Raw genomic sequence first — 21,750 nt, 5'->3', positions numbered from 1 at the left:
GGCTATTCCGGCGCAAGCGGCATCAAGCCCCGCCCGCGCAATATGGCCTTGGCGAGGGCAAGCCTCGCGGGGCCCTGCGCAGGCTTGCTCATGTCCATGTTCAAGGCATAGAAATAAACCTTCTCGCCGCGCTCCAGGTAGCCGACCAGCCAGCCAGTCTGCCGCGCGCCGGCTTCGCCCATGCCCGCCCAGCCGGACTTGCCGCTGAGCCGATACGCCGGCGTGCTTTCCAGCACGATGGCGTCTTTTACGATTTGGGTGGAACGATGGGAGACAGCCAGCTTTTCCGTGTAAAAGCGCTGGAGGAACTGGGCTTGCTGGAGAGCCGAAATACGCAAATCGCCCGTGAGCCAGAAATGGTCGATGCTGCCGCCGATATTCCGGTTGCCGTAGCCGAACTTGTCCACATAGGCCTGCATGCGCGCGGGGCCTATGCGCCGGGCCAGTTCCCGGTAGAACCACACCACGGAATTGGGCAATGCGGTCGCCAGGGTCTGATCGCGCGCCCACGCTTGCGGCCACCAATCCTGCCTGGGATTGCGGCGGCTGTCCCACGGCAGGGCGAAGCCGGGCCCGCTGGCAACGCCGGTCTCGAGCGCGATCAGGGAATTGGGAATCTTGTAGGTGGAGGCGGGCAGGAAGCCCGATCGGGCGCGCGCCGCGTCGTGGCAGGCGAGGGCGCCGGTCTGCCCATCGAGCAGCACGAAAGTGCCGCGGGCGCCGGCGTCGGCAAATGCCCGGTCCATGGCCGGATCTTCCTTGCAGCTTTGCGCCGCATAAGCGGGGGCGGCCGCCAGCAGCGCCATGCCGCAGATTGCGGCGAGTTTTCCAAACAGGTGCGAGCGTGGCATGGCTATCCTTTTGAAATGCCGGTCCTGGAAAGGTAGCCGAAGACGGCCGCCCGCAGGCGGCGCTCCAGATCCTCGATGTCGCTTTCGCCGCGCTCGCTTGCCGCATCGGCCATGCCCCTGATGATGGCGAGCAGATCGCCCGCCGCGACCTCGGGGTTTGCGTGTCTGGGCCTTGCGCGCTTGATGATGGCCACCAGCAGGTTCTGCATGGTTTCCGGCTTGGCCACTTCGCCGCGCAATGCGGGCCGGCCTTCTTCGACATCGAGCAGCCTGGCCAGCATGGGGCGCTGCAACTGCTGGCGCACTGATGCGCCAATCAGATATTCCAGCGCCGCCTTGCCGCTGCGCTTGGTGAGCGCAATCGCCGCGTCCTGATAAAACCGTGCCGTTTCGCGATGGATGAGCGCAACGGTAAGCGCATCCTTGCCTGGGAAATATTGATAAAGCGATCCAATGCTGACGCCGGCGCGCTGGGCGACGGCGTTCGTGTTGAATCCCTCGAAACCCTGGGTTTCGAGAACCTGGGCCGCCGCCTCGATGATCGATGCCACTGTTTCCGCCGAGCGGGGCTGGCTAGGAGTCTTCCGGGGCCGCAGCGGCTTGGGCTGTGATTGTTGGCTCATTCGCATTCCTTGCGAAGTGTTATGCAAATTGGCGGGCAAACTGGCGTTTCCGTCCCGTAGCGGGCATGCCGTGAGCGACGTGGGAGCCTCATCATGGCCGTCGCCGACGCGGGAAGCAATCGCGGCGTCGCATGGGAAGAAGCTTTCGGTGTTGCCCGAGGTTGCAGCTTCAACGGCACCCTCTGCATTTCTGGCCAATTTTCTCACGATATGCGAGGCGCGTTCGCCTGCGAACCGGCAGTATCGCTATTTTTGCGTACTTGCTGTTGCATTTCCCTCTTTGACAATTCGTCCTCGAGGTTTAAAATATACTCCATGTAGATGGTATATGGATGCCATCAAGAGTATAAAGGATCGCAATATGAGCGTGCATGAAATCCGGCCGAAGCTCAACGATAGCGAGAAAGTCACCATCAATTTGGGATTGATCGATCTTGGGCAGATAGATTTGCTGGTGCAGGAAGGTTTTTATTCCAACCGGACCGATCTGATCCGCACCGCCATCCGCAATCAGTTGAACACGCATGCCGACGTCGTCAAGCAGACGGTGGCGCGCAAGAGCCTGGTGCTCGGCCTGCAGCATTATTCCCGCGCGGATCTCGAAGCCGTCCAGGCCGCGGGGGAGCGCCTGCAAATCCAGGTGCTGGGTTTGGCCAGCATCGGCGCCGACGTATCGCCGGAATTGGCATTGGCGACGATAGACTCCCTGACGGTGTTGGGCGCGCTGCGCGCAAGCCCGGAGGTCAGGGCGGCGCTGGCCGGACGCATTCATTAAGCGACACAACGTTAACCCTCGCGCCGATGGCCGCCGCGCCTGGCGACGATAGCAAGGATAGCCTCCATGAAACTCGATCAAGAAATGTTTGAAAAAATGCGCGAAGCGACAAAGACATTGTTGACCAGCGGGCCCGCGGCAGCCACTGCCGCCATTCAGCAGGCCTTGCAGAAGAGCGGCCGCCCCGAACATGCCGCGCCGCAGCCCAGCTGGTCGCAGCCCGGCTGGAATGCGCCGCGGTCGCGCCCGATGCGCGATATCACCCCTGCGCCCGGGGCAGAGGCTAGCGATGCCGCCGACACAGCTGAAACAGTGGTCGCGGACGATGTCGTGGACGGCTTGTTGACACGGTTTCGCATTTCCTCGGGCCCGCAAGCCCGGCAATTTGATTTGCCGGCGTTTCCGCCGTTTGACGTCCCGATGCCATCCTCCGCGCCGCAGCCCGGGGATGCCGGCGGCGGGGGCCGGTTCATCTCGGGCTCCTATCGCAACGAAGCCGGCAGCCGGAGTTATAAGCTGTATATCCCGAGCAGTTATCAGGGCCAGGCCCTGCCGCTGATGGTCATGCTGCATGGCTGCACGCAAGATCCGGACGACTTCGCCGCCGGCACCCGGATGAACGCGATCGCCGAAGAAAAGCAATGCTTCGTCGTCTACCCGGCCCAGACCCAAGCCGCCAACAGCGCCCGATGCTGGAACTGGTTCAAGGCCATCGATCAGCAGCGCGACCAAGGCGAGCCGTCCATCATCGCCGGCATCACGCGCAAAATCATCGGCACCCAGCATATCGATGCGAGCCGCGTTTATATCGCGGGCATGTCCGCCGGCGGCGCGATGGCCGTCATCATGGGCACGCTCTATCCCGATTTGTACGCGGCGGTCGGCGTCCATTCGGGTTTGCCATATGCCTCGGCGCACGACTTGCCATCGGCGCTGGCGGCAATGAAAGGCGCGGCGGCGGGCCCCCGGGCCGGCAATGGATCGGCCGCCGGTGCCAACGCGCGCCTGAATGCGATTCCCATCATCGTATTTCATGGCGACCGGGACACCACGGTCCATCCGCGCAATGGCGAAAAGACGATGGCGCAAAACGTCCCTCGCGCCGAGTCCCAGAGCGCGGGCCCGGCCTCTTTCGCAATGCCGGCGCAACCCCAGCCTAGCGTGCGGCGCGGCAAAATGCCCGATGGCCACGCCTATACCCAGACCTCGCACCAAAATGCCGAAGGCCGGGTCGTTGCCGAGCACTGGCTGGTCCATGGCGCGGCGCACGCCTGGTCCGGCGGCAGCAAGCGCGGCAGTTATACCGATGCCCAAGGTCCGGATGCAAGCCAGGAGATGATGCGTTTTTTCTATACACAGGCTAAGCGGCGGTAAGGTTCCGGTTTGCCGGCTCAAGCTCGACTATCGGAAGCCTCAGCCGCGTCGAGCCGCGCACGCGGCCGGAAGACTCTCGCTTGCCGCCATCAGGCGCGCGGGCTTTTTTTCCGGCTGGACCAGTAAGTGAATTCCTCGGCATAGCAGGATATTTCCATTTCCGCGGCCTTTTCCTGCATGTATTCCTGCGCGTCCTGTATCGCCTGGTTATAGATGCCGGGGCCTATCTCTTGCACAATGAATTTCAGGAACAGGCGCGCGCGAAGCTCGCCCAAATCTTCGCCTTCTTCCTGCTTCCAGTAGCGGCGCAGGGAGCCGATCAATTGTTCTTCCACTTCAGTCTTGAGTTTTATTGCCATTTATTTGTCCGTTGATTCAGCGCCGGGAATTCCCTCTACGCATTCTATAAGCAACCTTGCGATCACGCGAGAATTCCATGCCTCGGGCGCTTGCCGCGCGCCGGGCCGCCCGGCCGTTGGGCTGATGCCGGGCAGCGGCCACTCAATGAATGACCATCATCGAGCTCATTTAAAGAAGGCAGAGAGCGCTTCGGCAACCGCGGCAGGCTGCTCTTCCGGAAGAAAATGGCCGCAGCAGGCGATCGTGGCGCCGCGTACGTCGTCCGCGTATTCCCTCAGCGGCCCCGCCATATCGGGGATAGAGCCCTGATCCGCGCTCAGGGCCAGGACAGGGGGCTTGAGCCTGCCCTTGGCGAATAGCCTGCGGTTCTGCTGCGCCGACAAGGCTGCGCAACGGTAGTAGGCCAGCCCTGCGCGCAGCCCTCCGTACTTCCTGAAGACACGCAGATACTCATCGATATCCGCGTCGGAGAACGTTTCGGGGTTGGCCGCCTTGCGCCGCAGGAACCACTCCAGATATTCGCGTTCCCGCCCCGCTATCAGCATCTCGGGCAGATCCGGTATCGCATGGAACGCGAAATGCCAGGTGCGCCATACGCGCTCCGCCGTGATGGGCAGGGCGTCCGGCAGCGTGATGCCTGGAATGCCCGCGTCGAGCAGCGCCAGGCGCTCCACTTCGCCGTCAAAAAGCGCCGCGTAGGGGTAGGCCACCCATGCGCCTACGTCGTGCGCCGCAAGGCGGCAGCGGGCGACGCCCAGTTGTTGGAGCATGCCATGCAGCGTGAGCGCCAGGCTCTGCGTGTCATAACCGCCTTCTGGACGATCGGAGTCGCCCTGCCCGGGCAGGTCCGGGACAATGACCCGGTAGTTCGCGGAAAGCATGGGCATGACCTTGCGCCATGCAAACCAGCTCTCAGGATAGCCGGCCAGAAGAACCACGGTCTGGCCATCCGCTTTTCCGCCGGCCACATAGTGCAATCTCACCCCCTCGACGGTCTCGAAGCAGTGCTTGAAGCCGGGCAGTCCGGCGGCGGGCCGGGATGCCGGCGCGGCATCGATGATCAGGGTAGAGGGGTGGGGCATGGACTTCTGCGTAATCATGGGAATGCTCCTTTTTGGCAGGGGGGGATTGGAATGACGGCTCTTTGGCGGACAAGGCTCACGCCTTGCCCGCGCTTGCCGGAGCCGGTTGGCGTTCCGTGCAATAGCCGGCCAGCGCGAGCAATGGCAGCGCCAGGCCGGTCCACGACAGCAGGGCCCAGCCTCCATGTGCATAGGACCAGGTGCCGGCAACGGAACCGGCGGCGCCGCCCGCGAAGTAAGTCGCCATGAAAAGGCCATTGAGCCGCCCGCGCAAATTGGCATCCAGCGAAAAGATGGCGCGCTGTCCGAGCACGGCGTGGCCCGTGACGCCGGCGCCAAGCAGGATCGCCGCCAGGGCGAGGATGGCGATACCTGCCTTGCTTGTCGGCAGATCCAGCCCGCTCAACAGGAAACAAGCGGCGACCGCGAGCATCGCCAGGCCTGTTGCCGGCCTGTCCTGGCCCCGGTCCGCGATGCGGCCCGCAATGGGGGCGGCGAACACGCTGGCGGCGCCCGCGAGCGCGAACAGGGCGATCCCCGTTTGCGACAAGTGAAATCGGTCGGCCAGCAATAGCGGCACAGTCGTCCAGAACAGGCTGAACGCCGCGAACAGGCATGTCTGGTAGAAGGTGCGGCGGCGCAGGATGGGCGTCCGGCGGATCAGGGGCCACATGGATGCAATAAGCGCGCCATAGCCCGCCCCCCGCGCCGGCTGGCGCGGCGGAAGCGCGATTCGCAGCACAATGGCCAGCGTCGCCATGACGGCCGCCGAGATAATGAATACGGCGCGCCACGACATCGCATCGGTGATAAAGCCCGCAAGAGGCCGCGCGAGCATGATGCCCAGCATCAACCCGCTGGTGACATGGCCGACCACGCGGCCCCGCGCCGCGGGATGCGCGAGGTGTGCGGCATAGAGCACGAGCATTTGCACGGTCACCGAACCCAGCCCGATGAACAGGCCCGCCGCCAGAAACGTCGATGCGTGCGCGGCCGCCGCCGCGGCAATCAAGGCTAGCGCGGCAATGCACAGGATGGCGATGGAAAGGCGGCGATTCTCGACAATGTCGCCCAATGGCACGACCAGCAGGAGCCCGATGCCGTAGCCCGCTTGCGGCATGGTCGCGATCAGCCCCGCCGCCTGTGACGGCAGGCCCAGCGAAGCGCTTATCGGGCCCGTCAAGGGCTGGACGTAGTAGATGTTGGCGGCGATCAGGCCGCAGGCCGCCGCCAGCAGAAGCATCAGCCAACGCTGGATGCCTGCCGGTTCTGGCGGTATTTCGCATGGGGCGGGTTCAATAGTCATGGCTCGTCCGTCAAATATGGAAATAATCATTTCCTAATTGAGTAAAAAAATCAGCGGAGCAGGCGCATGGCCTCGTCCGCCGCGGCCATCATTTCAGCGCGGGTCCGCCCGAACTTGCCGATGACTCGAAAGCCTTGCAGCAGGCACAGCAGGCTGCGAGCCGCGGCGTCCATATCGACGTCCTTGCCGATAGAGCCATCGTCCCGCCCCTGCCTGACAAGGTCCCGCAGCAAGCGCTCTAGGCCTTGCAGGGATGCCTCGATCCGCGCTGCCATTTCCTCATCGAAGTTGCCAAGCGCCATGGCGCTGCCGGCCACCAGGCAGCCGAGCCGCCCCTCGGCGCCATGGCTTGACTCCGCATAGAAGCGCAGCACGGCCCGGACCTTGTCGTGTCCGCTTGCCGCCTTGTCGAGCCGCTTCAGCAACTCCTCGTTGCGCAGGCGGGTGTAGCGGTCAAAGGCGGCGAGGAAGACGGCGCGCTTGTCGCCGAACGCTTTGTATATGCTTCCGGCGGTCAACCGCATCGCCGAGCACAGGTCGACGATAGAGGTGGCGTGATAGCCGCTATCACGGAAAACGCGCACGGCGCCGTCGAGGGCGGCGTCCATGTCGAATTCGCGCGGCCTGCCGGGGCCTCGGTGTTGTTTGCCTGGGGACTGGGCTGCATTCATGGAACGAATTATAGGGAATGATCGTTTCCTAATCAAGGAATAAATTTTCCACGCGCCGAATCAAGCCATCGCGCCGCCGCTCTCGGGCATCATGGCACAATCATTCTTTGACCGACCGCCGAATCGACTACGCCATGACCGCCGTGAAGACCAGCCATATTCCGCCCTTGGATCCGACGGCGGCCGCGCCTTTTTACCGCCAGATCTACGACAGGTTTCGCGGCGCCATTGCCAGCGGTGTGTTGAAGCCGGGCGACCGCATTCCCTCGGCGCGCGCGCTGACCAAGGAATTGGGTCTGGCACGGGGCACTATCGAGGCTGCTTATTCCCTGCTGGCCGCCGAAGGGTACATCCAGGCCCGCGGCCAGGCGGGGACTATCGTCACGCCGGGCCTCAAGCCGCGGGCGCCTGCCGCAAGCGCGCCGACTCGATCGGATAGCGGCATTTCCGCGCTCAGTTTTCGTCCGGATTCGATCCTGCCGTTCCAAATGGGTTTGCCCGCCCTGGATGCGTTTCCCCGGAAGATCTGGGCGCGCCTGGGCGCGCGATGCGCGCGCGCCATGCAAGCCTCCGACATGGCGCATCCCTCTGTATATGGCCTGCCGGCGCTGCGCGCCGAGATCGCCTCGTATCTGCACCTATCGCGCGGGATCAGTTGCTTGCCATCCCAGGTATTCTTGACATCGGGCTACCGTCATACCATGGAGCTGATCGGACATGCCTTATTGAAGGCGGGAGACCGCGTCTGGCTCGAAGACCCGGGGTACCCGCCCACGCGGGAACTGTTGGGGCATATGCAGATTTCGGCCGTCCCCGTGCCGGTGGATGGGGAGGGCATGGTCGTTTCCGCCGGAATCAAGGCGGCGCCGCGGGCGCGCGCGGCCGTGGTCACGCCCGCGCACCAGAGTCCGCTGTGCGTATCCTTGTCCTTGCCCCGGCGCGAGGCGCTGCTGGACTGGGCCGCGCGAAGCAATGCATGGATCATCGAGGACGATTACGACGGCGAGTACCGCTATGTCAGCCGTCCCCTGCCTGCGTTGAAGAGCCTGGACCGCGATGGGCGAGTGCTCTATTCCGGCACGTTCAGCAAGGTGCTTTTTCCGAGTATCCGGCTTGCCTATCTCGTCGTGCCGGAAACGCAGGTCGAGCGCTTCGAGCAGATCAGCCTGGTCTTCGCCGGGGGCAGTCCCCAGCTTACGCAAGCCATCGTCACGGCCTTCATAACGGAAGGGCATTTCGCGCGCCATATCCAACGGATGCGCAAGCTCTATGCCGAGCGCCGCGCGGCGACGACCGCCGGCCTGGAAAGCGCGCTGGGGAAACACATGCGCATCGATTCACAGCCGGGGGGAATGCACTTGATCTTGCGCTTGCGGGGCGGGCAGTCGGACCGCCGGCTTGCCTCGCGCATGCGCGAAGAGGGCCTGTACGCAGAGGCGCTGACGGACTGGACGATGGGCGCCGACGAGGCCCCGGCCTTGCTCCTGGGTTTCACGAATATCGATGCCCAAGGCAGCGCCGAGAACCTCGGAAGGCGCATCCTGGCGCTGATGTGAGGACCCGGCCTTGGCGGATTGGCTTATGAGGGCGGAACGCCAACATGAGGCGGGAACATGAGACGGGAACATGAGACGGGAACATGAGGCGGGAACATGAGGCGGGAACATGAGGCGGGAACATGTGGCAGGAACATGTGGCGGGATAGATCATGGCCTAGAACGTAATATGGATTATGGACCTTCCGGTATGGGCCAAGATGCACGATGATGGAGTCCCCCAACCAGCAAACATAAGGATTCATCATGACCAATCGCATCGACTATGCCAAGGCTGCGCCCGAAGGCTATAAGGCTTTTGGAGCCGTATACGCCACTCTTCAAAAAAGCGGCCTCGCGAAAGAGCTGGTCGATCTCGTTTACCTGCGGGTTTCGCAGATCAATGGCTGCGCCTATTGCATCGATATGCATTCCCGCGATCTGCTCAAGTCCGGCCTGGCGGTGGACAAGCTCGTGCTTGTGCCCGTGTGGCGCGAAGCGGGGAAAGTATTCAGCGCCCGCGAACGTGCCGCGCTCGCCTGGGCGGAAACCGTGACACGCGTGGCCGAAACCGGCGTTCCCGACGCCGACTATGAAGCCGCCGCCGCCGAATTCAGCGACAAGGAACTCGCCGACCTGACCTACGCGATCGGATTGATGAACGCCTTCAATCGATTGGGGATCTCGTTCCGCTCGACACCCGGCGCCGCGCAGGCCTGAAATACCCCACCAAGCTCGCCAGGCCGCAACGCTTGGCGAATCAACGAACGGATCTATCATATGGCATGGGCGCTACTTGGCATCGCAGGCATTTTCGAAATCGCATTCGCCTTCGGCATGAAATGGTCTGAAGGTTTCACGCGATTGATCCCCGGACTGTTCACGGTCGCCACTGGCTTGGCCAGCATCTTTCTTCTTTCACTGTCTCTGCGCACGCTGCCCGTGGGGACCGCCTACGCGGTCTGGACCGGCATCGGCGCGGCGGGCACCGCGATTCTGGGAATGGCGGTGCTGGGCGATTCCGCCGCGCCGCTGAGGATGCTCTGCATCGTTTTCATTTTGGCGGGCGTCATCGGGCTCAAGCTGGTCTCGGGAAACTGAGGATGGCGGCGGGCAAGCGCTAGCGCTGCCGGCCGCGCGGGCCCTTTTTGGCGTTCGCCGCAGGGCTTGCCGCCGCGCCGCCATCATTCAATTGCTCGAGCCACGACAAGGCATCCACATACGACAGGAAGTGCTGAAGATAGCCGGGCGATAGCTCGCGCATCAGGGCAAGCGACCGGTGCGCAAGATTGTTCGAGTTGAGCGGGCCGGCGTTCTCGGGCACCTGCGCCTGCGATTGCCGCAGCAGCCGATTGGTGCTGACCCGGGACCAGGCGCTTCTAAAGTAATCGATCGCCGAGAGTTCAGGGTTCAGGGCGCCCGGCCGGGCAGTATCGTTCAATGCAAGACCCGCGCCGCCGCGCGGCGCCTGGCTCGCGATGTAAGCGACGAGCTGGGCCAGCGGCCCCGGGGCGGTTTCGCCCGCCTTTTCCATATTGCCCGCATTGCCCGCATTGCCAGCCGCGCCAACCTCGCCAACCTCGCCAACCTCGCCAGTCTCGCCAGTCTCGCCAGTCTCGTGGGCGGAGCTTGCGATGTCGTCCTGGCAGGCCTGCAGCAGTTCGGACAGCCTCTCGTCCAGCGCGTGCCGCGCCGCGCCGCTATGGCCCGCCGCCCGCCTGGCCAGGGCCTCGATAAAATGGCAGCGGACGGGATCCAGGCGGGCGGCGCCGCGCTCGCGCCAGGCGGCGAGCAGCGCCTGGGTTGGGCTGGCGCCGCCGCTATTCATCGGGCGATTCCGCCGCGGCGGACGGCTTCGGGATGGGCGCGATCTCCACCCGCCGGTTCCTGGCCCGCCCCTCTTCGTCGGCGTTCGGGGCCACCGGCTGCTCCGCGCCGAACGCGGCCGCAAAAACCGCGGAAGAGGGGATGCCTTCATCGATCAAGGCGCGGGTGACGGTCAGCGCCCTCTGGGCCGAGAGCTCCCAATTGTCCGCGAATTTGCGGTTGCCCTCGCGCACCTGCTGGTCATCGGTAAAGCCGCTTACCATCAGGACCTGGCCATGGGAGCGCAGGTAATCGGACAGCGGCTCGATCAGGGACTTCAACACCTCGCGGCCCTCGGATTGCAGTTGGGCGGAGTTCAGCGCGAACAGCACGCTGCCGCTGATCCCTATGCGTCCATTCACCAGGGTCACCGTGCCCTGCGCCAGCGGCCTTGCAAGCGCCTGCTCCAGGGACTTGCGGCGCTGCGTTTCTTCCTGGCGCTGCCGGACCTCATCGTCCAGCCTGGCCGAAAGTTCCATCTGCACGCCGATCACGCCCACCAGGACAAGGACAAAGGCGCCCAGCAGCACGGCCATCAAATCGCCGAAGACGGCCCACACCGGCGCTGTCGGCTCGACGCCGGTGTCCAGGTCCGCGCTCATGGCGATACGGGGCCGGTGGATGCCCGCTGGTCGGCCATTTGCTGCAACTCTTCGATGATCTGCTTCTGCGACATCATGCTCAGGTCTATGACCTCTTTCGCCTGCGCAACGTAATAGGCAAGCTGTTCGTCGCTGCGCGCAACAGACTTGTCCAGCGCCGCTTCGATGCGTTGCAGGTGCTCCATCAGGGACGCGTTCGACTGGCCGAACAGTTGCACCGCCGCCCCGAATGCGTCGCCCAGGCTCGCGACTTCGACGGCGCTGCTTGTGACTTGCGCGGCGACGCCCGCGAGCTTGCCGGTCTCGGCCTCGACCTTGGCGGTGAACTGGGCGCCGACGCGATCCAGCACATCCGCCGAGCCGGCGAGCAGCGCGTCAACGGCCCCGCGCTGCTCGGACGATGCGTGATTCACGGCAGCCAGCAGCGTTCCCAGCGTTTCCAGCAGGCGGTTGCGCTCTTCCAGCATCGCATTGTCGCGCGCCATGCTGTCGGAAAATGCCTGGCGCACTTCGGCGACGAGAGCGGCCGCCGCCTTGGGCGCTTCCCCGGCCGCCTGCAGCAGCCGCGCGATCTCGGCGACCGTGTCGCCGGCCTGCGTCGTGGTCTGCGATGAAATGTCGCTGGCGGTTTGCGCCAAGGCTTCGCAGATCTCCCGCTGGCGATTCGCGGCCTGGGCCCCCGCTTCCTCCCACTCCTTGCGCAGCAATGCCGCGGTCTCCGCCAGCGTGCCGGTCCATGCCGCCAGGCGCTGCGCGTCCTGCGAGGCCAGTTCCGCCCGCAATTCGCCATGCGACCGGCCCACCGTGCTCACCAGCGCCGCGGAATGCTGTTCAAAGGCCGACACAGCGGCGGTCAGCGCGCGCTGGTTGTCGTCAGCCAGCTTCCCGCTGGCATGCTCGTGCCGGGATAGCGCCTTGTCCCATGCCTGCGACATGGTGCTTGCCGTGCCGTCCAGATGGGTGGAGACACTGTCCAGCAAGCTGGCGGAGCGCTGTTCGAAAGTCTGGACGAAGCCATCCAGCGACAGGCGCAGGTCCTGGGTCAGCGACTCGCTCGCGCGCTGATGCGCCGCCGCCGCGCCATTCCAGACATCCGCCGCCGTCGCGGTGGAGGCTTCGAAACGCGCCGACAACCCTTCCAGTTGCTGCCGCACAGCCTGATTGACCGTGTCGTGCAGCGCCGCGGCGCCCTGCGCAAGGCCGGCCATCGTGCTCTCCACCACAGGCTGGATCGCCGTGCCGGCGGCGCGCACGCCTTCGGCGACGCTCTCCTTCAAGGACTGCTCGACGGAGCCGGCCAGGCGCGCATACGCGGCCTCGGCCTTGGCGTGAAAGTCGCTTTGCCGGGCCGCCTGGCCCTCGTTCAAGGCCAGATTGTGCCGTTCCATGGCCGCCATCATGGCCTGCAGCCTGTCGGCCACGACGGCCATACCTTCAGCCTGCCGCTGCAGGAGCCTGAAGCCTTCCTCGCGCTGATGAATCTGCGAATAAACGCGCAAAGTGGTCGCGATCTTTGCGTCCAGCCTATGCGCTGCCCCGATGCGCTCGCGGCGGCACAAGGCGGACAGCAGCCCCAGCATCGCCGACGTGGCGACGCCCGCGACCGAAGTGCCGAATGCAAACCCCAGCCCTTTGACGGGCGCGGCCAGCGATGCGCGGATCGCATGCAGGTCGGTCGCGCTTTCCAGCGCCAGCCCGGTGCCCCGCAATGTGGCGATCATGCCCAGAAAGGTGCCCAGCATCCCCAGCAACACCAGCAATCCCACCAGATACGGCGCCAGCACCGGCCCCGGCAGGCCCACGCGCTCGCCCTCCACGCGCTGGCGCACCGCAACGCGCAGACCCGGATGCAATGCGGAAAGCCACTCGCCCAGGCTGGCCGGGGGTTCGGACAGCCCCTCCAGCGCCCGCGTCAGCGTGGACGTGGCCTGTTGATAGCGATACAGCTCCAGCGCGCCGGCCAGGTAGACGACGACAATGAGGGCCGTCACCGCCAGCGCCAGCGGGTTCGAAGCCACGTAGCCCGCGCCGACCCAGCAAGCGGCGGCAAGGCCAACGGCAAATACAAAAAAATGAAGAAATCGGTTCATAAGGTCCTGTGCTAACTGGCACGAAGGGCGGCCAGCAGCCCTTCGACCGGTTGTAAACGAATATCCAATTCGGCGAGCAACACGCTCTGCATATCCTTGTGAAACACATCCAGCCATGCGCCGGGCCTGGCCACCGGCGGCTGTTGCTGCTTCCGTTGTTGCTGCTGCTGCTGCTGCTGCGCCGCGAGTGCATCAGGCACATCAGGTGCAGCAGGCACATCAGGTGCAGCAGATCCAGCAGATCCAGCAGATCCAGCAGGCTCAGCAGGCTCAGCAGGCTCAGCAGGCTCAGCAGGCTCAGCGGCTGCATCGGCCAGCCGCGCCAGTTCCGCCTGCCACAAACGCCCGAAATGCGCTTCCAGCAAGGCCGGCACGCCCGCCAGCAGACGGTACTCGCGCTCGCCCAAGGCCTGCTCCATGGCGGCGTCCATGCCCGCAAGACTGGCCATCCGGGGCGCATGGGAAGCCAGCCTCGCGCGCAAGCGGCTGCGCAAGTCGGCGACGCTGGTCTCCATCGTCTGCTGAAGCGAAAAATAACGCCGGCGATATGTCGAAAACTCGACCGTCGCCGCAGCCTTGGAATCGCCTTGAACAGCGGCGGTCCGCTGCCCCCGGTGCCTGGCGGCCGGAGGCGTATTGACGCCAGTAATAGCGTCCTTCAGCGTGGCCCGCAAGCGGGCGTACTCGCTTTCCTCCTCACCGCCGGAAACCTCGGCGCCCGCCGCGACCACCGGCGCGGAGCCGTTCAAGGCCCCGGCCAGCGCGATAGCGTCCGTCCAGCCGAGCCACAGGCTCAGACGGTCCGAAAGCGATTGTCTAGGCTCGAGGATATCGGCGCCGTTCATACGGGCAAGCATGCGGATGAGCGCCGGCCCGCTGAAACTCGTGCGCCGTGGTAGTTCTTGCACCATACCACCCGGGACAAAAACCTAGGAGTTTACACTTTGGCGGGGGAATGTCGGGCGCGCTTGCCGTCTTGCTCATTCCTTGCTCTCGGGAAAGATACATCCGCCATTGCGGACCAGCGCCTTCACCTCTTCGCTCACCTGCATGGGGCTTTGACTTAATCGAGCAACGAACTCCTTGCGGCGCCGCACATACGACTTCGAATCGTGCTTCGCGCTCCAAAGGACTATGTCAAGCACGATGGGAATGAGGTCCAGGCCCTTCTCGGTCAGAGTGTAGAAGTCCTTGCGCCTGTCGTCGGGGCTGGGCGCCTTCGAGAGAATTCCTTGCTGCTCAAGAAAGGCAAGGCGGGAAGCAAGGACATTGGTCGCGATTCCCTCTTCCGATTTCAGGAACTCGCCATACGTCTTCTTGCCAGCAAAAACGATGTCGCGAATGATCAAGAGCGACCACCGGTCGCCGAAGATCTCCACGCCGTAGTTCACTGCGCAATGGGACCGAACGTCTTCTTTACACGTCGTATTCATGGCCAGATCTTAGCATTGCTTGCATGGCGCAAGTAAAATTCTGTTATTCACTTGCTTTTTGCAAGTAATGTGACTAGCATGGCCTGTACGTTGAGCGCGGTCGCCGGATCGCGCCGGCATTCCATGAATGATCAACCCCATATCAGTAAGGAAATTCGAAATGAAAATCGGCTTTATCGGCGCCGGGCCTGTCGCCCAAACGATCGCCAAACACGCTCTATTGGCAGGCCACCAGGTTGTACTTAGCAACTCGCGCGGGCCTGAGTCACTCGCCGCCCTTGTGGCGGAGCTGGGTTCCGGCGCTGCCGCCGGAACGGCGAAAGAGGCTGCGGAGCAGGACCTCGTCGTGCTTGCCGTCAAATGGTGGAACGTACAGGCGGCGTTGTTTTCGGTCGGCGACTGGACGGGCCGGATCCTCGTGGATACAAGCAATCGCGTTGCCAGCGTTCAGCCTTTGGCGCTGGGCGACATAACCGGTCGGACGTCGAGCGAGATCGTCGCCGATCTCGCGCCGGGAGCGAAGGTCGTCAAGGCGTTCAACACCGTTCCAATGTCCTGGATCTCGGATTTCTCGTCGTCAAAGCGAAAGACCGCGTTCTTCGTGTCCGGGGACGACGCCGGCGCCAAAAAGGCGGTGAGCGACCTCATTGAGGATATCGGTTTCTACAGTCTCGATCTAGGCTCCCTCGCAGAGGGCGGCCGGCTCCAGCAAACCGGCGGACCGCTCGTGGGGGTCAATCTTACGTTCAGTGAACGGTTCGTCCTTCCTACGATCGACTGACCGGGGGGGGAACGTGGCGCTTCACAATGACCTGCCGTCATTTCCTTTTGTGGCCGTCGCGTTTGCCATGCTGGCAGGGGATCCGCTGCGGCTGGGCGCATTGCTTGGTGTCTCGTTTGGCGTCGCCGCCCTGGTGTCGCTGTCAGCCTGGTGCCATGCCAGCCTGCTGTTGGCTCCATCGATTGGAGCGAACCGCAATGGAAACTTCTTAATGACGGGCCGGCACTACTTCTCCTGATGTCAATCATCACGACGCGTATGGACTTTCAATTCCGAAGATTCATGTCATGTCGGCAGGAGTCCGCGCGACCGACGCCTGGCTGCCCTTGCCTGGACAAATCCATCCCCCCGTAATTGCCGATATACCGCTATTTTCCGGGCGCGTATACAGTGGCGTTTCGTGCAATCTCAGGAACGACACAGAGATGGCTTTCGCTCCACGCAATCGCTCGGCCCGCAATGACTACGACTCGCCCTGGAAAGAAGCCCTGGAACAGTACTTCGAGCCGGCGCTGGCCCTGCTGATGCCCGAACTGCATGCCATCATAGACTGGTCCCATCCGCCGCAATTTCTGGACAAGGAGTTCCAGGCCGTTTCACACAGTCTGCGCCGCGGGCGGCGCCAGGCGGATAAATTGGCCAAGGTCAGGACTGTGTTTGAACGACCGGCATGGCTGCTCGTGCATGCCGAGGCCCAGGGCGGCGGCGCCGGGCCGGCGCTGGCAGGGCTGGCCCTGCGCATGCAGATCTATTGTTATCGGATAGTGGACCGCCATCATATTGACCACGAGCCTAAGCGCAAGCCTCGCCCTTCAGGGCGAGGTCAAGCGAGGCAAGACCAATGCGGCGCCGAAGGCGCCCCTGCATTGTGGCGGAGAAGCTCCGGCCGACAGGCCGGAGTCCTTCACATTGCCAAGGGCTCACTGGGCTTTGCCAGCTTTGCGATCCTGACCAACAGCTGTGGCGGGCCGCCACAGCTAAGTCACAAGCTGGAATTCCTCGGCGCTGCGGAATCCTTGGGCAGCGCAGAATTCCAAAGCGGCGGCATGCAATTCCGCTGCCCGGTGATACACCTGGGGCAGTGGTGGCCGCGCTGGGCGGAATTGGAAGCCCGAGCCCGGTCCAATCCTTTTGCCGTGATCGTCATGGCGCAGTTGCAGGCCCATGCGCATCACCGGGACGGCGCCGGGCGGCTGGCTGCCAAGATCGGTTTAATGAAGCTGCTCTATCGCCATGAATACGGCCGCGACGATATAATCAGCCTGTATCGTCTGGTCGACTGGATATTGATCTTGCCGCCGGCGCTTGAGCCGGCATTCGAACAAGCGCTGGAAGCAATCGAAAAGGAGCATAACGTGGCTTATGTGACAAGTATTGAGCGGCGGGCCGAAAAGCGCGGCATGGAGCTGGGCAAGCTGATGACATTGCAGCAGTTGATGATTCTGAAATTCGGCCCTCTACCTTCATGGGCGAAGGCCCGGCTGGAAGCGGCCGATGAAGCGGCGTTATCCGACTGGACGGACCGCATTCTGGTCGCCGGTTCGCTGGAAGACATCCTCGGCGCCGCCGATCAAGGCTGAATCCGAGTTTATTCAAATCCACCCTCAAGATCCAGGAAGTTGAACTCCCGGTATCTTCGCTGGAAAAGACAGGCTTAGTATCGCACTAAAGCAGCGCCGCGCTTAGCGCAGTGCGGCGACCTTGATTGCGCTTGCTCCGCAGGCCCGTAGCAGTTCGGGGTCGTGACTGGCGAACAGCACGACGCGATCCCGGGACCAGGTCTTGAACTGTTCGGCCAGCACGGCGCGAGCTTGCGCGTCCAGCCCGTTGCTGGGGCCGTCCGCGATGACGACGGCCGGTTCGCCCAAGGCGGCGGCCGTCAGGAAGACCTTGCGGCGCGTACCCGTCGACATCTGTTCGAAGCGCTTGTCCAGATGCGGTTCCAGGCCCAGTCGGTATGCCAGATCAAGAGCGGCATCGTCAAGCCTTGTGTTCTTTTCCGAGGCGACTTGTTGGAGCAATCCACGCCCAGTCTGCATGGGAAATGCCAAGCAATCGTCGGGCACATAGGCCAGGCGGGCCTGGGCTTGCAGCGGCGTTTGGATTAGCGAATGCCCGTCGATCCAGACGTCTCCCGCATCCGGCGCGATAACGCCCGCGATGATGCCCAGCAAGCTGGATTTGCCGGTGCTGTCTTCTTCGCATAGCGCCACACATCCAGGCGGGAACGTGTGGGTCAGCCCCTGGAATATATGATGGTCGCCATAGCGCTTGCCGAGATTGTCGATGCGTAGCATACCGGGAAGTGTACGCATAAATGCAGCGCGCGGCCAGCCCGTTCAGAATGTGACTTTCACAGATGGCGCGCTGCGCTGGGCCTCGCCGTGGAACACGGCTTCGATGTTGTTGCCATCGGGGTCCAGAACGAAGGCGGCATAGTAGCCTGGGTGGTATTCGCGATATCCTGGCGCGCCATTGCCCTTGCCTCCCGCGGCCAGCGCGGCCTTGTAAAACGCATCCACCATGGCCTCGTCCTGTGCCTGGAAAGCCAGGTGGTGGCGACCGGTCAATTCACCGCTCGCCGCTACACTGTCGGCGGTGGATACGAAGAGTTCGTCGGCCCAGAAATAGCTGTCGCCGGTTCCACCCATTGGTATTTTCAGCACATCGAACACGGCCGTGTAGAAAGCCTGGCTTGCCGCGAGGTCGCGGACGACGAGCTGCAAATGATCTATCAATCGGCCGCGATGTATTTCTTGTGTTTCCATGGTGTACTCCCGTTCATGAAGGGCATCGGGGTTTATTATGATACCGTCCAATACACAAGCCGTGTTGCGCTCACGCGGCGAACCCGCCATCGATCAGCAGGCTTGCGCCGGTGACCATGCCGCCTTCGGGCCCCGCCAAGTACGCCACCATTCCGGCAATCTCCTCCGGCCGGGCATGACGCTTCAGGGCCATCAAATCGTGCATGGCGGCGGCCATGGGCCCGTCCGCAGGGTTCATGTCAGTGGCGGTGGGGCCTGGCTGCACATTATTGATGGTAATGCCGCGCGGGCCCAGATCGCGTGCCAGGCCGCGGGTCAGGCCCACAATGGCGGCCTTGCTCATGGCATAGGCCGCAGCGCCCGCCCAGGGCATGCGCTCCGAGTTGGTGCTGCCTATCGTCACGATCCGCCCACCTTCATTCATATGGCGTGCCGCAGCCTGTATGCCGACGAACACGGCGCGTACGTTTACGGACAATGTGCGGTCAAAATCTTCGAGCGTGAAAGCGTCCAGTTCGCCCATTAGTCCCACGCCCGCATTGTTGACCAGCACATCGAGGCGGCCGAAAGCGGTCGCCGCCTGGTCGATGGCCGCGGTGAGCGCCGCCGCATCGCTGCTGTCGGCCTTGAGCGCCAGAGCCCGTCCGCCGGCGGCTTCGATTTCGGCGGCAATCGCCTCGGCGCCGGTACGTGAGGCAGTATAGGTAAAGGCAACCGCCGCGCCATCGCTGGCCAGGCGCCGCACGATGGCCGCGCCGATGCCGCGCGCACCGCCGGTGACGAATGCGGCTTTCCCGGATAGGGGAAGGGAAACCGGGGTGTGTGCATTGTTAGCCATGATGAAAAACTCCTTGGTGTTGAGATCAGGTAAAGGACAACAGTCGTGTCCGGTAGCGCCAGTATCCCGAATCTCCACTACGTCCGGTAGTCACGAATCAGATGGATTAATTTCAACTATTAGTTGAAAATGGATGGCATGCAAGCACTCAGCCACCTGGAATGTTTCGTCAAATCCGCCGAAAGCGGCAGCTTTTCCGCGGCGGCGCGCCTGCTGGCGATCACACCGGCGGCGGTCAGTAAAAATGTAGCCAGGCTGGAGGCCGCGCTGGGGGTAAGGCTGTTCCAGCGCAGCACTCGAAAACTGAGCCTCACCGAGGGTGGCGAGCATTTCCTGCATCAGATCAGTGCCGCGCTGACAACGCTTGCAGACGCGGTCCATCATGTCTCCGAGCAAGACAGGCAGCCGGCCGGCACGCTGCGTGTCAGCATGGGCCAGGCTTTCGGCCGCGCCTATATGGTGCCGTTGCTCGACGCATTTCTGCGGCGTTATCCGGCTATCGTGCCCGATTGGCGTTTCGAGAACCGCCAGGTAGACCTGATCGGCGAAGGTTTCGATGCGGGCATTGGCGGGGGGCTCGATCTAAAGCCTGGCATGGTGGCGCGCGAGCTTGGTCGCATTCACATTGTGGCGGTGGCCTCGGCTTCGTATATGGCGGGCAAGCGCAAGCCTCGCAGTCCGTCCGATCTTTCCGCATTCGACGGCATCATGCGGCGCGCCAGCCATACCGGCCGCATCAATCAGTATTCGCTGCGCAACGCGGCCGGCGACGCTGCGGCGGCAGACCTGCGCCCCCGTGTCATCTTCGATGACCCCGAGGCCATCTGCCAGGCAGCCATGATGGGGCTGGGCGTGGCACTGCTGCCCATGCCATTCGCCGTGCCCTGGCTGCAGAATGGCGCATTGGTCAGAGTATTGCCGGGCTGGTCTGCGGACGCCGGGCCGGTGAGCTTGTACTACCCTGCAAAGAAGCTGCTTCCGGCCCGAACAAGAGTGTTTGTCGATTTTGTCATTGAGCAGTTCCGGGAGCGCGATTTTGCCCGCCTGATCCAGAGCGACAAGGTTGCCAGGGCGTGATCATGCCTGGGCCAATAAGGCATCGCGCCGTTTCATGATCCGGATGATGGCGTTCAGGGCGACACCGTACATCGGCACGAACAGCAGCAGGCTGACGGCCAGTTTGATGACGTAGTCCACGACGGCGATTTCCCCCCAGTGTTCGGCCATGAAGGGGTTGCTGCTGTGCCAGAAGGCAATGCCGAAGAAGACGGCGGTATCCAGCGCCTGCCCGAACACGGAAGATGCCGCCGGCGCCACCCACCACTGCGCGTAGTTGCGGCGCATGCGGTCGAACACTTGCACGTCCAGCAACTGACCCAGGACGTAGGCGGCGAAGCTGGCGAAGGCGATGCGGAACACGAAGCCGTTGAACTCGCCCAGCGCGCCGATGTCATTGAAGCGGCCCTCATGGAACAGCACCGACACAATGTAGGAGGCGATCAGCGCCGGCATCATGGCCCGCGCTATCACGCCACGGGCTTCGGTCTTGCCGATCAGGCGCACGGTCAGGTCGGTGGCCAGGAAAATAAAGGGAAAGCTGAAGGCGCCCCAGGTGCTGTGAAAGCCGAACAGGTCGATGGGCAACTGCACAAGATAGTTGCTGGAAATGATGACCAGGATGTGAAACGCTACCAGCAGGGCGAGGTAGAACGATACCCGCGATTGCGGGACGGATGCCGATGTCATGATGGGCCTTTTTGATGTATGGGGTTAGGGAACCCATGGAGGAAATGCGAGCGCGTATTGTACTGTACGCCGAGTTATCCATCGGGGGGCACTGCAGGGATCGAATGCTTTGGCGTTTTCACAAGCCTCGACCCAAAGCAGACTTTTATCAGTTAGAGGCTGCGGCGGTGAAAACCGCCAATTGGGCGTCGAAAGCCCGCCTGAATTAACACGTTCGCAGTATCGGCGTGGCGAGCTACGGGATGACGGCAAAAACCAAGGCTGGCACTGGTATTCCTCGTAACTGCAAGCGATTTCGCGCGATACATTCAAGTTGCGCGCCGTATTTGCGGGCCACCGCCTCGCTTGGAGTGTTGCCGCTTGCAATTACGATCTCCACACGTTGCATTCCCAGAGTGTGAAATGCGTGATGCACCAATGCCTGCACTGTACGAAGCGCTACTCCCTTTCTTTGCGCCGACTCACGTACCCAGTAGCCAAGATTGCAGAATAGATTTTGGTGATTGATCGAGTTAAGACCTGCACCACCTAAGAGCGCACCTGATTCCTGCGAAAATACACCGAATTCATATGCCCTCTCAGAAGCCAAATCCATTCGACATTGCTGAAACCAGCTCAGGGCATCTTGCGGAGAAAAGGAGGCGTTACACCAAGGCATCCATCGACCAACAGTATTGACAGATTCGCGAGCCGCTTGTGCGAACGCTTCAGCGTCGCCATCGTGGAACTCTCGTAACACAAGACCTTGAAATAAGATTGGCTGCATAATCAATTTGTGAATTCCATGAGGACTTCGCGAGTATCGGAGTCATTATGAACGAACCTCCGAGGCTGGCCGCATCCTGCCTTTTTCACGTCCGCGCGCTGCATCTATAGCATCCATGTCGGTAGCTGCCTTTAGTCCCGGTCAGGCGCTCCCAAGGGGAAGTACGACCGGAACGGACGTGCCTCGTCCACCGCCCGCGCGACGGATGGGCGCGCGATCAGCACTTTCTGCGTGTAAGAGGAGAAGGGATGGCCGTAGATCACGAGCGGCATATTTCAAACCA

The 21,750-nt window shown here is 62.9% G+C and carries 25 protein-coding genes and 1 pseudogene; 9 read left to right on the top strand and 17 right to left on the bottom strand.

Annotation, left to right across the window (positions count from 1 at the left end; all coding sequences use genetic code 11):
• Positions 1-2: 2 nt before the first annotated feature.
• Together BUB23_RS23120 and BUB23_RS23115 are read right to left on the bottom strand one after the other, a co-directional pair.
• Positions 3-851 (bottom strand): penicillin-binding transpeptidase domain-containing protein, encoded by an 849-nt coding sequence (locus BUB23_RS23120; RefSeq protein ID WP_073108665.1) that lies wholly within the window; start codon positions 849-851, stop codon positions 3-5.
• A 2-nt stretch (positions 852-853) separates the two neighbouring features.
• Positions 854-1,474 carry a TetR/AcrR family transcriptional regulator gene (locus BUB23_RS23115; protein ID WP_073108661.1) on the bottom strand — a complete coding sequence of 207 codons (621 nt, stop codon included), beginning with the start codon at positions 1,472-1,474 and terminating at the stop codon, positions 854-856.
• 361 nt (positions 1,475-1,835) lie between these two features.
• Between BUB23_RS23115 and BUB23_RS23110 the strand changes: the two genes are divergently transcribed.
• Positions 1,836-2,249, top strand: a complete 414-nt coding sequence (locus BUB23_RS23110; RefSeq protein ID WP_073108851.1) for a CopG family transcriptional regulator — start codon at positions 1,836-1,838, stop codon at positions 2,247-2,249.
• Between the two features lie 66 nt (positions 2,250-2,315).
• Positions 2,316-3,623 (top strand): extracellular catalytic domain type 1 short-chain-length polyhydroxyalkanoate depolymerase, encoded by a 1,308-nt coding sequence (locus BUB23_RS23105; protein ID WP_245801365.1) that lies wholly within the window; start codon positions 2,316-2,318, stop codon positions 3,621-3,623.
• 89 nt (positions 3,624-3,712) lie between these two features.
• Here BUB23_RS23105 and BUB23_RS23100 read toward each other — a convergent pair whose 3' ends face one another.
• The 4 genes from BUB23_RS23100 to BUB23_RS23085 all read right to left on the bottom strand — a co-directional run bounded on the left by BUB23_RS23100 (position 3,713) and on the right by BUB23_RS23085 (position 6,979).
• Positions 3,713-3,982: a DUF2164 domain-containing protein gene (locus BUB23_RS23100; RefSeq protein WP_073108658.1), complete on the bottom strand. Its 270-nt coding sequence runs from the start codon at positions 3,980-3,982 to the stop codon at positions 3,713-3,715.
• A 165-nt stretch (positions 3,983-4,147) separates the two neighbouring features.
• Positions 4,148-5,083 (bottom strand): alpha/beta fold hydrolase, encoded by a 936-nt coding sequence (locus tag BUB23_RS23095; RefSeq protein WP_245801364.1) that lies wholly within the window; start codon positions 5,081-5,083, stop codon positions 4,148-4,150.
• Between the two features lie 58 nt (positions 5,084-5,141).
• A complete protein-coding gene (locus BUB23_RS23090) occupies positions 5,142-6,371 on the bottom strand; it encodes an MFS transporter (protein WP_073108651.1) in 1,230 nt (409 codons plus the stop codon).
• A 50-nt stretch (positions 6,372-6,421) separates the two neighbouring features.
• Positions 6,422-6,979, bottom strand: a complete 558-nt coding sequence (locus BUB23_RS23085; protein WP_073108842.1) for a TetR/AcrR family transcriptional regulator — start codon at positions 6,977-6,979, stop codon at positions 6,422-6,424.
• A gap of 197 nt (positions 6,980-7,176) precedes the next feature.
• On the opposite strand from BUB23_RS23085, the gene pdxR reads away from it, so the two are divergent.
• The 3 genes from pdxR (at position 7,177) to BUB23_RS23070 (ending at position 9,678) form a co-directional block, all read left to right on the top strand.
• On the top strand, positions 7,177-8,598 hold the full coding sequence (gene pdxR / locus BUB23_RS23080) for a MocR-like pyridoxine biosynthesis transcription factor PdxR (RefSeq protein WP_073108839.1): 1,422 nt from the start codon (positions 7,177-7,179) through the stop codon (positions 8,596-8,598).
• A gap of 246 nt (positions 8,599-8,844) precedes the next feature.
• Positions 8,845-9,297, top strand: coding sequence for a carboxymuconolactone decarboxylase family protein (locus BUB23_RS23075; RefSeq protein ID WP_073108644.1), 453 nt, complete (start codon positions 8,845-8,847; stop codon positions 9,295-9,297).
• Positions 9,298-9,357: 60 nt separating this feature from the next.
• Positions 9,358-9,678 (top strand): DMT family transporter, encoded by a 321-nt coding sequence (locus BUB23_RS23070; RefSeq protein WP_073108642.1) that lies wholly within the window; start codon positions 9,358-9,360, stop codon positions 9,676-9,678.
• Positions 9,679-9,697: 19 nt separating this feature from the next.
• Here BUB23_RS23070 and BUB23_RS23065 read toward each other — a convergent pair whose 3' ends face one another.
• The 5 genes from BUB23_RS23065 to BUB23_RS23045 form a co-directional block, all read right to left on the bottom strand.
• The gene (locus tag BUB23_RS23065; protein WP_073108639.1) at positions 9,698-10,405 is read right to left on the bottom strand and encodes a DUF2894 domain-containing protein; all 708 of its coding nucleotides are present in this window, start codon (positions 10,403-10,405) and stop codon (positions 9,698-9,700) included.
• Positions 10,398-11,045 carry an OmpA family protein gene (locus tag BUB23_RS23060; RefSeq protein WP_073108637.1) on the bottom strand — a complete coding sequence of 216 codons (648 nt, stop codon included), beginning with the start codon at positions 11,043-11,045 and terminating at the stop codon, positions 10,398-10,400. Before BUB23_RS23060 ends, BUB23_RS23065 begins: the two co-directional genes overlap by 8 nt.
• On the bottom strand, positions 11,042-13,135 hold the full coding sequence (locus tag BUB23_RS23055) for a DUF802 domain-containing protein (RefSeq protein WP_073108634.1): 2,094 nt from the start codon (positions 13,133-13,135) through the stop codon (positions 11,042-11,044). Before BUB23_RS23055 ends, BUB23_RS23060 begins: the two co-directional genes overlap by 4 nt.
• A gap of 11 nt (positions 13,136-13,146) precedes the next feature.
• Complete coding sequence (locus BUB23_RS23050) at positions 13,147-13,980, bottom strand: DUF3348 domain-containing protein (RefSeq protein ID WP_245801363.1); 834 nt, start codon at positions 13,978-13,980, stop codon at positions 13,147-13,149.
• Between the two features lie 135 nt (positions 13,981-14,115).
• Positions 14,116-14,568: a winged helix-turn-helix transcriptional regulator gene (locus BUB23_RS23045; protein WP_073108632.1), complete on the bottom strand. Its 453-nt coding sequence runs from the start codon at positions 14,566-14,568 to the stop codon at positions 14,116-14,118.
• 160 nt (positions 14,569-14,728) lie between these two features.
• Between BUB23_RS23045 and BUB23_RS23040 the strand changes: the two genes are divergently transcribed.
• The 3 genes from BUB23_RS23040 to BUB23_RS23030 all read left to right on the top strand — a co-directional run bounded on the left by BUB23_RS23040 (position 14,729) and on the right by BUB23_RS23030 (position 16,929).
• On the top strand, positions 14,729-15,349 hold the full coding sequence (locus tag BUB23_RS23040) for an NADPH-dependent F420 reductase (RefSeq protein ID WP_073108629.1): 621 nt from the start codon (positions 14,729-14,731) through the stop codon (positions 15,347-15,349).
• A 13-nt stretch (positions 15,350-15,362) separates the two neighbouring features.
• Positions 15,363-15,587, top strand: a complete 225-nt coding sequence (locus tag BUB23_RS23035) for a hypothetical protein (RefSeq protein ID WP_073108626.1) — start codon at positions 15,363-15,365, stop codon at positions 15,585-15,587.
• Between the two features lie 187 nt (positions 15,588-15,774).
• Positions 15,775-16,929, top strand: coding sequence for a hypothetical protein (locus BUB23_RS23030; protein ID WP_073108623.1), 1,155 nt, complete (start codon positions 15,775-15,777; stop codon positions 16,927-16,929).
• A gap of 102 nt (positions 16,930-17,031) precedes the next feature.
• Here BUB23_RS23030 and BUB23_RS23025 read toward each other — a convergent pair whose 3' ends face one another.
• From BUB23_RS23025 to BUB23_RS23015, 3 genes are all read right to left on the bottom strand, one after another.
• Complete coding sequence (locus BUB23_RS23025) at positions 17,032-17,646, bottom strand: ABC transporter ATP-binding protein (RefSeq protein ID WP_073108620.1); 615 nt, start codon at positions 17,644-17,646, stop codon at positions 17,032-17,034.
• 42 nt (positions 17,647-17,688) lie between these two features.
• A complete protein-coding gene (locus tag BUB23_RS23020; RefSeq protein ID WP_073108617.1) occupies positions 17,689-18,117 on the bottom strand; it encodes a VOC family protein in 429 nt (142 codons plus the stop codon).
• A gap of 70 nt (positions 18,118-18,187) precedes the next feature.
• Positions 18,188-18,955, bottom strand: a complete 768-nt coding sequence (locus tag BUB23_RS23015) for an SDR family oxidoreductase (RefSeq protein WP_073108615.1) — start codon at positions 18,953-18,955, stop codon at positions 18,188-18,190.
• 138 nt (positions 18,956-19,093) lie between these two features.
• Between BUB23_RS23015 and BUB23_RS23010 the strand changes: the two genes are divergently transcribed.
• Positions 19,094-20,032, top strand: coding sequence for a LysR family transcriptional regulator (locus BUB23_RS23010; protein WP_073108833.1), 939 nt, complete (start codon positions 19,094-19,096; stop codon positions 20,030-20,032).
• Here BUB23_RS23010 and BUB23_RS23005 read toward each other — a convergent pair whose 3' ends face one another.
• The 3 genes and pseudogenes from BUB23_RS23005 to BUB23_RS26880 all read right to left on the bottom strand — a co-directional run.
• Positions 20,033-20,701 carry a 7-cyano-7-deazaguanine/7-aminomethyl-7-deazaguanine transporter gene (locus tag BUB23_RS23005; RefSeq protein ID WP_073108612.1) on the bottom strand — a complete coding sequence of 223 codons (669 nt, stop codon included), beginning with the start codon at positions 20,699-20,701 and terminating at the stop codon, positions 20,033-20,035.
• A 235-nt stretch (positions 20,702-20,936) separates the two neighbouring features.
• Positions 20,937-21,467 (bottom strand): GNAT family N-acetyltransferase, encoded by a 531-nt coding sequence (locus BUB23_RS23000; RefSeq protein ID WP_073108609.1) that lies wholly within the window; start codon positions 21,465-21,467, stop codon positions 20,937-20,939.
• Positions 21,468-21,598: 131 nt separating this feature from the next.
• Positions 21,599-21,697, bottom strand: a pseudogene (locus tag BUB23_RS26880) (glutathione S-transferase family protein); the annotation flags it as partial.
• Positions 21,698-21,750: the final 53 nt, after the last annotated feature.

This window comes from Pollutimonas bauzanensis (genome assembly GCF_900129885.1).
Classification (GTDB): Bacteria; Pseudomonadota; Gammaproteobacteria; order Burkholderiales; family Burkholderiaceae_B; genus Pollutimonas; species Pollutimonas bauzanensis.
The sequence above is the reverse complement of the archived record's forward strand: the minus strand, read 5'-3'. Positions and strand labels throughout refer to the sequence as shown.